The 2,105-nt window shown below is 52.9% G+C and carries 2 protein-coding genes and 1 pseudogene; all 3 read left to right on the top strand.

All coding sequences use genetic code 11. The features are described from left to right. A partial coding sequence (locus U8U68_RS21125) for a phage distal tail protein (protein WP_322204339.1) occupies positions 1-325 on the top strand: 325 nt, incomplete at its 5' end. Between the two features lie 3 nt (positions 326-328). Further along, on the top strand, positions 329-1,444 hold the full coding sequence (locus tag U8U68_RS21120; protein WP_161930606.1) for a siphovirus ReqiPepy6 Gp37-like family protein: 1,116 nt from the start codon (positions 329-331) through the stop codon (positions 1,442-1,444). A 12-nt stretch (positions 1,445-1,456) separates the two neighbouring features. Then, a pseudogene (locus tag U8U68_RS21115) lies at positions 1,457-2,105 on the top strand (hypothetical protein); the annotation flags it as partial.

Below are 2,105 nucleotides of genomic sequence, written 5' to 3'. Positions count from 1 at the left end.
CGTGCAGGCCGGAATACGCGTGGAGTTCCGCGCGCTGGGCATGGTGACAAACCCCGCCCTTTTGAACGTGGACACGCAAGAATTCATCAAGCTAAATTACACGATGGAAGCAGGCGACACGCTGACCGTTTCCACGGGCTACGGGGAAAAAGAAGTAACCTTGAAGCACGGCGGCATTGTAACGGACGCGTTCCGCTATCTGGACGTGGACAGTTCATATTTGCAACTTTCTGTTGGGGATAACCTTTTCAGATATTCCGCAGAAGGAAACCTTGAAAATCTGGAAGTGTCCATATACCACGATGATCTATATTTGGGGGTGTGAGGCGTGGAGCTTTACATATATGACCGAAACATGATCCTTCAAGGGGTGATTGACGAAATTTCTTCCCTTATCTGGACGCGGCGGTATTGGGCGGCAGGGGAATTCAAGTTGCTTGTGCCGTTCACAGATCGGCACGTTGCCCTTCTGGTAAAAAACCGCCTGATTATGAAGCGCGGGGACACGGAGGCCGCAGAAATACGCTATGTGAACATAAGCAAGAATTCGCAGGGCCTTGAAGAAATCGAAGTGCAGGGCAAATTTATCACGCAATGGATCGGAAAACGCATTGTGCGCGATCAGATCACGGCAACGAGCGGGACGCAGGATATTCTATACCGGATCGTCCGTGAAAATATCATTTCCCCGCGGGTTGCCGCCCGCCGCATTCCGAATATTCTTCTTGACCCGCTGGACGTGGACACAGGAAGCGGCAGGATCAACTACACGTCCGAAGCCTTCATAAATGCGCTTCTGGCCGTGGAAACGGCGGCGAAAGCGGCAAAGCTGGGCTTCCGTTCCCGTTCTGATGTGCGCACGGGCAAGCACTATTTCAGCGTCTACGCTGGCCGCAACCTGACCGCGGATCAGACGGAAAACCCGCCTTGTATCTTTTCGCAGGAATTCGACAACATCACAGAGCAGGAATACACAAACAGCGTTGAAAACCTGAAAACAACCGCCTATGTAGGCGGCGAAGAGGTAGAACCGCGGGTTGTGGCCGAAGTAGGCGGCGGCGCGTCCGGCCTTGACCGTGAAGAAATCTTTGTGAATGCAACGGACATTACGAAGGTTTACACGGACAGCGCGCAAACGGAGATCACGCGCACGGACGCGGAATATTTGGCGTGCCTCTTGGAGCGGGGCGCTTCGGAGCTGGAACAATACGCCGAAACATTGAGCTTTTCCAGCAAGATCAACACGCACGCAAACCTGAAATACCGCGAAGATTACGACTTAGGCGACAGGGTGACGTGCGTAAATAAACGCTGGGGTATCAAGATCAACGTTCGTATTACCGAAGTGTCCGAAACATACCAACAGAACATTGAGGAAATCGACATTACTTTTGGTGAGAGCTTGCCCGCCCTGCTTACACAGATACGGCAAATTGCAAAGTAAAGGGGTGAAAACATGGAAAAATCAAGTTTTTTCAATTCCGTTTCCCATGATCGTGTATACCGCGCGGAAGAGTGGGCCGAATACTTCGCTTCATTTATCGGCAACGGCGTGTTCCCCGTTCCGTCAAACAATCTTCAAGTGGTGGCGGGTTCTGGAATGGTTGTGACCGTGAAGGCGGGCAAAGCGTGGATCAACGGTTATTTCTATTACAACACGGGCGATCTTTCCCTTACGCTTCCGGTTGCGGACGGCGTGTTGAACCGGATTGACCGAATTGTTGTGCGCTGGGACTTAACGGAACGGCTGATTTCCGTTGTGGTGAAGTCTTCCACGCCTTCCGCGTCGCCCACGCCGCCCGCGTTGCAGAGGGACGCGGACGCATACGAATTGTGCCTTGCGGACATTACCACGGGCGCAGGCGTTACGGCCATATCGCAGGCCGTCATAACGGATCGCCGCCTTGATACTTCCCTTTGTGGCGTGGTGGCGGGCGTGGTGGATCAGATAGACACCGCCGCGTTTAATGCACAGCTTGAAGCGTGGTTTTCAGACTACAAGGGGCAGAGCCTTCAAGAGTTCAACGATCTTGTGTCCTATATGGAAAGTTTGGAGCTTTTGGGGGATCAGCAGTACAACGCCCTGCAAGCCTACATGAACGCAT

The sequence above is a fragment of the Acutalibacter intestini genome (assembly GCF_034334985.1).
Taxonomy (GTDB): Bacteria; Bacillota; Clostridia; order Oscillospirales; family Acutalibacteraceae; genus Acutalibacter; species Acutalibacter intestini.
Note: the sequence above shows the minus strand (reverse complement) of the source record. Positions and strands in the feature narration are given on the sequence as shown.